The sequence below is a fragment of the Amycolatopsis sp. MtRt-6 genome, assembly GCF_017308975.1.
GTDB lineage: Bacteria > Actinomycetota > Actinomycetes > Mycobacteriales > Pseudonocardiaceae > Amycolatopsis.
Genome location: NZ_JADWPD010000037.1, coordinates 105,874 through 114,046, shown reverse-complemented (window position 1 = coordinate 114,046; position 8,173 = coordinate 105,874). Strand labels below are relative to the sequence as shown.

At 73.0% G+C, this 8,173-nt stretch carries 8 protein-coding genes; 3 read left to right on the top strand and 5 right to left on the bottom strand.

Going from position 1 to position 8,173, the window contains the following annotated elements; genetic code table 11:
* Positions 1–136: 136 nt before the first annotated feature.
* Both I4Q55_RS41820 and I4Q55_RS41815 read right to left on the bottom strand, forming a co-directional pair.
* Entirely contained in the window at positions 137–1,408 is a 1,272-nt protein-coding gene (locus I4Q55_RS41820; RefSeq protein ID WP_307793454.1) for a HAMP domain-containing sensor histidine kinase, read from the bottom strand.
* Positions 1,405–2,067 carry a response regulator transcription factor gene (locus I4Q55_RS41815; RefSeq protein ID WP_206796110.1) on the bottom strand — a complete coding sequence of 221 codons (663 nt, stop codon included), beginning with the start codon at positions 2,065–2,067 and terminating at the stop codon, positions 1,405–1,407. The genes I4Q55_RS41820 and I4Q55_RS41815 overlap by 4 nt, the downstream gene beginning before the upstream one ends.
* Before the next feature lie 62 nt (positions 2,068–2,129).
* Between I4Q55_RS41815 and I4Q55_RS41810 the strand changes: the two genes are divergently transcribed.
* Genes I4Q55_RS41810 through I4Q55_RS41800 form a run of 3 tightly spaced genes read left to right on the top strand, consistent with a single transcriptional unit; the run spans position 2,130 to position 4,354 of the window.
* On the top strand, positions 2,130–3,017 hold the full coding sequence (locus I4Q55_RS41810; RefSeq protein ID WP_206796109.1) for a BTAD domain-containing putative transcriptional regulator: 888 nt from the start codon (positions 2,130–2,132) through the stop codon (positions 3,015–3,017).
* Entirely contained in the window at positions 3,014–3,682 is a 669-nt protein-coding gene (locus I4Q55_RS41805; RefSeq protein ID WP_206796107.1) for a LuxR C-terminal-related transcriptional regulator, read from the top strand. The genes I4Q55_RS41810 and I4Q55_RS41805 overlap by 4 nt, the downstream gene beginning before the upstream one ends.
* 18 nt (positions 3,683–3,700) lie before the next feature.
* Positions 3,701–4,354: a response regulator transcription factor gene (locus I4Q55_RS41800; RefSeq protein WP_206796105.1), complete on the top strand. Its 654-nt coding sequence runs from the start codon at positions 3,701–3,703 to the stop codon at positions 4,352–4,354.
* On the opposite strand, the gene I4Q55_RS41795 is transcribed toward I4Q55_RS41800, so the two are convergent.
* The 3 genes from I4Q55_RS41795 to I4Q55_RS41785 form a co-directional block, all read right to left on the bottom strand.
* Positions 4,336–4,761 carry a hypothetical protein gene (locus tag I4Q55_RS41795; RefSeq protein ID WP_206796104.1) on the bottom strand — a complete coding sequence of 142 codons (426 nt, stop codon included), beginning with the start codon at positions 4,759–4,761 and terminating at the stop codon, positions 4,336–4,338. The genes I4Q55_RS41800 and I4Q55_RS41795 overlap by 19 nt on opposite strands.
* Before the next feature lie 12 nt (positions 4,762–4,773).
* Entirely contained in the window at positions 4,774–5,343 is a 570-nt protein-coding gene (locus tag I4Q55_RS41790; RefSeq protein ID WP_206796103.1) for a hypothetical protein, read from the bottom strand.
* A 118-nt stretch (positions 5,344–5,461) separates the two neighbouring features.
* Positions 5,462–8,125 carry an RICIN domain-containing protein gene (locus tag I4Q55_RS41785; protein WP_206796102.1) on the bottom strand — a complete coding sequence of 888 codons (2,664 nt, stop codon included), beginning with the start codon at positions 8,123–8,125 and terminating at the stop codon, positions 5,462–5,464.
* Positions 8,126–8,173: the final 48 nt, after the last annotated feature.

Below are 8,173 nucleotides of genomic sequence, written 5' to 3'. Positions count from 1 at the left end.
CCCGCTGGCGAGCACTCCGCCACATCAGCCTCTGCCCCCACCGCATCGGCCACATCGTCCAAGCCGCCCTCGTCCTCACCCACCACGAACACCACGGACGCTACTGAGAAAACCTCATTGGGGCGCTCGCGCCGCCTCACCGGCCGGTCGGCAGGCTCAGCTCGAAGATCGCGCCGCCTTCGTCCCGGTTGTAGACCCGGACCGTGCCCCCGTGGACCTCGGCCACCCACTTCACCACCGCCAGCCCGATGCCGGTCGACCCGCCGCCGCTGTAGTGCGGCTCGAACAGCTTGGGCGCCTCTTCCGGGTCGATGCCCGGGCCGCGGTCGGCGACGATCACCCGGCCGTCGAGCACGGTGACCTGGACGTCGGCGTCCTCGCCGCCGTGCCTGCCGTGGTTGAGGGCGTTGCCGATCAGGTTGCCGATCGCCCGGCGCAGCAGGGTGGCGTCGCCGTCGACGCGGGTCGGGACCGAGGTCACCGAAACGCGGGCGCCGTCGGTCGGGATGTCCTCGGCCAGCGTCTCGACGAGCTGGTCGAGCATCAGCGGCGCGAGGGTCAGCTCCTCCACCCCCGCCGTCACCCGCGCCCGGCTGGGCCACAGGTCGATGATGTCGCCCATCATCCCGGCGAGCCGGATGGTCCGCGGCAGCAGCTCCGCCTGCGCTTCGGGGTTCCGCTGGGCCGCGTCGGCCAGCGCGCGCAGGCGCGCGACCGGGGTCTTCAGGTCGTGGACCACGCCGTCGAGCAGCTGGGAAACGCCGTTGAGCAGGGACCGCTGCTGTTCCAGCGCGGTCACCGCGGGCCGGGTGGCCCGGCCGGCGAGCAGGTAGCCGATGCCGCCGACCGCGGCCACCAGCAGCACGCACGCGCCGACGACGAGCAGCGTGTACCGGTCGTGCCGGGCCTCCTCGGCCGCGGTGGGAGTCACCGCCACGACCGCGCCGACGTACTGCCGCTCGCTGTTGCGGATCGGGTCCACCGCGAAGTAGAGGGACTGCCCGTCCGGCGTGCGCGTGTACCCCGCCAGCGGGCGCGCGGCCCGGACCGCCTGCGTCGCGAGCCCGTCGAGGAACGCGTCGTCGACACTCACGCACCGGCGTTTGCTGTAGTAGCCGGCGAACGCGGGCGTGCCGCCCGGGAGCACGGCGAACTGCGGGCACTTGTCGTTGAGCGGGTCCTGGCCGATGAACGCGGTGACGAGCGAGCCGCCCGAGTAGCCGAGCAGCCGGTTGACCCCGGTGACGACCAGCTGCACCTCGCTGTCGAGGCGCTGGGTGCCCCGGTCGGCGTCGGCCTTGATCACCAGCCAGGCGAACAGGATCAGGCCGGCGGCGTTCATCACGGTGAACAGGAGCGTGAGCAGGCGGCGCAGGCGGCGCAGCTGGCCGGCGGACGAGTCGCTCACGACAGCCGGTACCCCACGCCGCGGACCGTGTGCACCAGTTCCGGCTCGCCGAGCTTGCCCCGCAGCCGCTTGACGACCGCGTCCACCACGTTCGCCAGCGGCTCGGCTTCCCAGCAGTGCTCGATCAGCTCGGTGCGGGTCACCGCCAGCCCCGGCCGGGAGGCCAGGTGCTCCAGGATCGCGAACTCCAGGGTGCTCAGCGACAGCAGGACGCCGCCGCGGCGGACCTCCCGGCGCGCGCAGTCGACCTCGAGGTCGGCGTGGCGCAGCACCGGCGGCCGCACGCCGCCCCGGCGGCACAGGTTGGTCACCCGGGCCAGCAGCTCGGCCAGCACGAACGGCTTGGTCACGTAGTCGTCGCCGCCGTGCGCGAACCCGGCAACCCGGTCCGCGCCCGCGTCGCGCGCGGTCAGGAAGAGCACCGGCACCGCCCGGCCGCGGCGGCGCAGCGCGTCGACGAACCCGAGCGCGTCGCCGTCCGGCAGGATGCGGTCGAAGACGGCACAGGCGTGCTCGGCCGCGTCGAGCGCCTTCGCCGCGTCGGCGAGCGTGCCCACCGCGTCGACCGTGAAGCCGGCACCCCGCAGCTCGGCCGTCACGGCCACCCGGATGTCCTCCTCGTCCTCGACGACGAGCACCCGGCCCCTCGCTCCGCTCATGTCATCAAATCCTCATCACCGGTCCGGCATCGTGAGTGCAGTCGATCAAAGGGAGGTGTCCAGTGTCGTTCGGAGTGCTCGGGCCGCTCGAGGTGCGCAGGCCGGGCGGGGCCGAGGTCAGGGTGGGTGCCGGCAAGCCCGCCGCCCTCCTCTCGGCACTGCTCGTCCACGCTAACGCGTGGGTGAGCGTAGACCAGCTGATCACGATGTTGTGGCAGGAACAGGACGTGCCGCCGTCGGCGGAACGCAACCTGAAGACCTACGTCTGGCGGCTGCGCCGTGACCTGCCGCCGCCCGCGGTGGGGGCGCGGATCGAGAGCGCCGCGGGCGCCTACCGCATCCGGGTCGAGCCCGGGGAACTGGACCTCGACCTGGCCCGGCTGGCGCTCGACGCCGCCGAGCGGGCCGTGCGTGCCGGGGACACCGCGGCCGCGGCGGAGCGGCTGACCGGCGCGCTGCGGCTGTGGCGCGGCCGTCCCTACGGGGGCATCGAGCACGACTGGGCGGTCCCGGCCGTCGCGGCCGCCGGCCAGCTGCACGCCCGCGTCCGCGGCCGGCTGGCCGACGTCTACGCGGCCGCCGGACGGCACGACGAAGCCGTCGTCCTCGCGCGGACGCTGGCCGAGGAGGACCCGCTGCGGGAGGACGCGTGGGCCCGGCTGGTCCTGGCGCTGCACCACGGCGGCCGCCGTGCCGAAGCGCTCGACGTCTTCGCCCGCGCCCGAGCGGTGCTGCGGGCGGAACTCGGCGTCGAACCCGGGACGGCACTGGCGAGCGCGCACCGCACGGTGCTTCTCGGCGGGCCGCCGTCGGACGCCGACATCGCGCAGATCCAGGATCTCCTCGTCGGGGCGGTGCGTGCGGTCCAGACCGCCGTGCGGCTCGCCGACCGGATCGGCGTCACCATGCCGGAAACCCCGGCTCTCGCGCTGCGGGGGGTGCCGGCATGAACCAGGTGCTGACCGAACGCCCCGCCGTCGTGCTGGCCGCCGACCGCGCCGGCGGGGCCGCAGGGCTGCTGGCCTCGGCCACCACGGAGGTCGTCGTGATGACCGTCCTCGCGCCCGGTGCGCCCGACCCGATCGCGCCGCTGCGCCGGATCGATCTCGACAACCTGCGCCGCGGCGTGCGGTACCGGGTCCTCATGCCGGACCGGGCGAGGCTGGACCCGACGGTGGCCACGCGGCTGGCCGCGCTGGTGCGCGCGGGGGCCGTGGTGCGGACCGTCGCGCAGGTGCCCTCGAGCGCGCTGGTGGTCGACCACGCGGTCGCCGTGCTGCCGGCCCGCCGTCCGGCTTCCGGGGTCACCGCCGTGCACCTGCCCGCCGTCGTCACGACCGTCGTCGAACTGTTCGAACGCCTCTGGTCCGGCGCGACCCCGTTCCTGTCCGCCGAACCCGCGAACGAGGCCGGGCTGACCGCGCGCCAGCGGGAACTGCTGACGCTGCTTTCGGAGGGCTGCACGGACGACACGGCCGCGGCGCGGCTGGACCTTTCGGTGCGCACGGTCCGCCGGATGGTGTCGGACCTGATGAACCAGCTCGGCGCCCGCAGCCGCTTCCAGGCGGGGGTGAAGGCGGCCGATCGGGGCTGGCTGCTGGAACGCGCGAGCTGAGGCTGGTTTAGTGGCGGGGTGCGGATCTTGGTCACCGAGGACGACCCCGACCTGCGGCTGGCGATCACGACGTCGCTGCGCGGCGCGGGGTTCGCCGTCGACCCGGCAGGCGACCTGCCGGTCGCCGACGAGCTGCTGTGGGTCAACACCTACGACTGCGCGGTCTTCGACCGCATGCTGCCGGGTGGCGACGCGCTCGGGTACGTCGAGCGGAAACGGCGGGAGGGCTGGGCCGTCCCGGTGCTGTTCCTGACCGCGCTGGGCGACCCGGCCCAGCGGGTGGCCGGGCTGAGCCGAGGCGGCGACGACTACCTCGAAAAGCCGTTCCTGGCCGAGGAGATGGTGGCCAGGGTCCGGAGCCTGTGCCGCCGCAGCGCGCTGCCGCAGCCGGTGGTCCGGCGCTGCGCAGACCTCGAACTCGACACCGGACGCCGCGAGGTCCGCCGCGGCGGGGTGCTGCTGAGCCTGACACGCACCGAGTTCGACCTGCTGGAACGGCTGATGTCCGAGGCGGGGAAACCGGTGTCCCGCAAGGAACTGATCGCCTGCGCGTGGCCGGACCCGCCGGCGTCGAACGCGCTCGAAGTGGCGATCCGCAACCTGCGCCGCAAGCTCGGCGAGCCCCAGCCGGTCCGCACGGTCCCGACGATCGGCTATCTGCTCGAAGCCTGACGCTGCGCCCGGAACCAGGCGGTGACATCCGGGCGCCACATCAGGAACACGGCCGCGAACACCGCCGAGGTGAAGCCCAGCGGGATGAGGGCGATGGCGTCGAAATTCCCGGACCAGATCATCGCGCCGAGGATGACGGGGACCGAAACGGGGCTTCCCGCCCCGATCACGGTCAGCATGACGCGGGCGCCTCGGTAGCCGGCGCGGAGGTTGAACGCCGCGAACACGATGATGATTCCGATGATCAGCGGCACGGTCACCACCCCGATCACCATCCAGACCACGAAAGCCCGGCGCAGATTGGCGGGCCGGTCCGGCGCGGCGGCGGCCAGCGGGGTGGGGTGGGCGCGGCGCGCATCGCGGCGGCGGGTCCATTTGTCGCGGTCGACGTGCGGATTCTCGATCACGTGAACTCTCCTTCACCAGGACCAGGTGGGTGGGCGCAGCGAGGCGGGCGGCGGACCGACCTTGCCGGAGACGAGCCGGAGGATCGCGGCGCCGTCGCGCAGATCGGCGACCTGCAGGGCGAGCACGCCGTCCACCGGTCGCGGCCGCTCCGGTTCGCCGCTGCTGCAGCGAGATCCGCTTCCGTGCTCGTACAGGGTGATCACGCACCCGCGCGTCACGTTGCCGGTGCCGCCGCCATCGGTGGTGAAGTCGATGCCGTTCGCGGTGACGGCGGCGACGGAGATCCGGCGCAGCCCACCCTGTCCGGTGAGCGGGATGTCCACCGGGCCACTCACCCGCACCTCGCAGGTGCCGTCGGCGCAGGCCGAGTAGTCACTGCCATCGGCGGCAGCCGGGGCGGACGCCGCCGGGGAGGACGACGGTGCAGGCGCGGAAACGCCCGGCTGCGCACCGCCGTCGCAGCCGGTCAGCAGCCCGAGGACTCCCACGGACGCGAGGACAGCCTTGGCGACGGGCTTGGACGGTACGGACGGGTGCTCGAAGCTGGACGTCGGCGACGCGGACGGCGGTTTGCGGTGCATGCACTATGGGTAGCAACCGGTCCCCGGCCGCGACGACCCTTGGCCTGTTCCTGCCGTGCTTCACCGCCGACGGTTGTCACGAGAAATACGGACCCAGCACAGTCCCGGCGCCGTGGGCTCACGCCGGTGTCAGCTGCCATTGCTGGTTGGGTCCGTTGTTGGCCGACCACTGGACGACCTGCGCGCCGTCGCTGGTTGATTGGCCGTACACGTCGGCCACCAGGCCGCTGCCGGTGCTGACGATCGCGTAGTAGCCGTCGCCGGTCGGGCGCAGGTACCACTGCTGGTTGGTTCCGCCGTGGGGCGTCCACTGCTGCAGCTGCAGTCCTTCGGTGGTGGACGAGCCGTTGACGTCCAGGGCTTTCCCGCTCGCGGTGTAGCGCAGGGTGTACGCCCCGCCCTGGGCGGTGCCGACCGTCCAGGTCGCGTTCCCCGTCTGCTGGACCGCCTTGGCGCCGTCCGCGGGAGAATTGCCGGCGATCGCCAGGGGTTTGCCGCTGTTGCGGTTGACGATGCGGTACGTGCCCGGTGCCGGGCCGGTGTTCGAGCCGCCCAGGGTGAAGTACTCGACCGTGTCGGTGAACGTCGGCGTGCCCGCCTTGGCGGTCGACAGCACGAGGTACACCCGCGAGCCGGTGGCCGGGGCGGTGAACGACACCGGCTGGGACACCCGTGAGCCCAGCGGGATCGACAGCGCCGCGCCACCGGAGGCGATCGCCGGGCCGGTGGGGCTGTCGAGGCGGGCGGTCCAGGCGAAGTCCACGGCGGTGCCGGCGAGGTCGTCGTTGAAGACGGTGACGGTCCGGTTCACCGTGGCGTTGGCGGCGTAGCTCGGTACCGCCTGCGGCAGGGGGAAGCTGCCGTTGGCATCCGAGACGCCGGACGCCGACCAGTAGGGCAGGTCGATCGCGGCGACCGGGTTGAACGCCGCCTGCACCCGCTGGAACTGCGGGTTGCTCCACGGGTCGGCCAGGTTGTCCGCGCCGTAGACCGGGTGGCCGCCTTCTTCGGGCGTGAAGTCCGTCGTCCGCACCCCCGGGATGACGCTCGCCCATGCGGACAGCAGCGTGTAGGGACGCAGGTCGTTGGCGCCCTTGCCGCGCTTGGCGGCCGTCGCCGTGGCGAACCACTCGAACCCCTGCTTCGTGTTGCACTTCGGCCAGATGTACTCGCCCTCGCCGTCGGGCCGGCCGGGCACGGACGGCACCCGCTCGCCGTACTGCCCGGTGCCGTCCAGGTAGTGCGCGAAAATGGCGAAGTTGGGGTAGTTCATGTTCGGGTACCGGCTCGGCGAGTCGGCGCCGGGCGCGGCGTCCACGCTGATCGGGCGGGTGCCGTCGGCGCCGTTCACCGCCGCGTAGAGGTCCTGCTCGAACTGCTCGGAGTCGTTGCTGAAGCTCGGTTCGTTCGCCTGGCTCCAGCGGACGACCGAGGGGTGGTTGCGGTCCCGCAGCGTCAACGCCCGGACGTGGTCGACCATGTTGTCGTGGCCGCCGACGAAGTCCTCCGGACCGCCGCGGACCCCGCTCTCGTCGATGATCATCAGGCCCAGCTCGCCGGCGACGTCCAGCATGTACGGACTGGCCGGTTCCTGGTGGATCCGCACGACGTTGAAGTTCAGCCGCTGGTAGTTGTCGACCGCCTGGGGCCAGCCGGGATTTCCCGGTGACGGCGGGAGAAACCCGGGCAGCGTGTCGTAGGCGTCGCCCTTCCCGCCGTGGTCGACGCGGTCGTAGTCGGCGCCCTGGAGGTTGTCGCCGCGGTAGTTCAGGCGCACGCCGTTGAGCTCGAAGTACTCGCCGTTCTGCCGGCTCTCGCGGAACCCGAACCGGTACGCGGCGTCGCTGGTGCGCCCGTCGTCGGTGGCCGCGTGCACCGACAGCCGGTGCAGCTGGGCCCGGTACCCCGGGCGGTACGGGACGTTCGGCCACCAGTACGAGGCCGTCCCGAGGTTCCACGCGACCGGGCCGACGGTCACCTTCGCCGTCGAGCGGGCGGGCACGCTGACCGTGCGGCTCGGCAGCGCCGGGTAGGCGAACGAGCCGCCGCCGTCCGGGGCGAGCGCCCCGGTGAGGGTCACCGACCGCGCGGCGGCGGAGGTGTTGGTCACGGACACGTCGTAGGTGAGGGTCTGGTTCGCCACCGACGTGCGCACGAACGTGTCGCTGACGTACACCGCCGGGTACGTCCGCAGGAAAGCCGAGCGGAAGATGCCCTGCGGCACGGACTCCGACCAGTCCGCGGCCACCGGAACCAGGTACTTGCCCGCGCTGTTCCGCAAGGCGCCGCGGCCCTTCACCGCCACGCTGATCGTGTGCGTGGTGCCGGGGGCGGCGTACGCGGTGATGTCGAAGTTCGACGGGGTGAAGGCCGTGGTCCGGGTGGCGACCACCCGCCCGTCCACGGACAGCGTCGCCTGGTGGTTGACGGCACCGAACTCGATCCACACCGACTGCGGCTGTCCCGAGTCCGGCACGGTCACGCTGCGGGAGTACACCGCCTCGTGCACGTCGGTGAAGCCCTGCTTGTACCAGCCCCCACCGGGCACGGTGATCGACGTCGTGGCCCGGCCCGCCGGGGTGAAGCTCCACGTCCCGGCCAGGTCGACCGACCCGATCGCGGCGTTGCCCGCGGCGACGCCGTCGACCTGCGCGGCAGGCCCCGGCGCCACGGACCGCGGAGCCGCCGCGGCCGGGTGCGTCCCCGCGACGGCGGCCACCGCGGCGGCGACGAGCAACAGCGTGCAGGGTCGACGGCGCCGCGGCCGGAAGTGTCGTCGCATGACACGAGGCCCTTTCGTCGGGGGATGGAGCCACCGTCACGGAATCGA